1 pseudogene is annotated in these 325 nt (G+C 60.6%); it reads right to left on the bottom strand.

What is annotated here, in order from left to right:
• Positions 1-325, bottom strand: a pseudogene (locus P0G09_RS16700) (protein TolB); the annotation flags it as partial.

The raw sequence follows: 325 nt of genomic DNA on the forward strand, positions 1-325 counted from the left end.
GATCCTTGCTGTTGGCCAGCAATGCCTGCGGGCTGGTGTCAAGGTTCTGGCTCCACTGCTGGGTGCCGGACGCATCAAAGCACACCACGGCGTTATCGGCCAGCAGATAGAATAGGTTCCCCGCCCGGACAATGGAATTTGCCGCCGAGACAGCGGCGCTGAACTTGACATTCAGGTTTTTGTCCAGCGTCACAGCCTGAGAGACCTGCCCCGATGCCAGCAGCAGGGCCACATTGCCTGCCGCGTCCACCGAAACATCTTTCAGCTCCGTGCACGCAAAATCATAGACCGCACGCTCGCCGCCGCCCGCATTGTAGAGCACGGC

Origin of the sequence: Faecalibacterium sp. DFI.5.82, from assembly GCF_029076575.1 — a bacterium.
In the GTDB taxonomy this organism is placed as follows: Bacteria; Bacillota; Clostridia; order Oscillospirales; family Ruminococcaceae; genus Faecalibacterium; species Faecalibacterium duncaniae.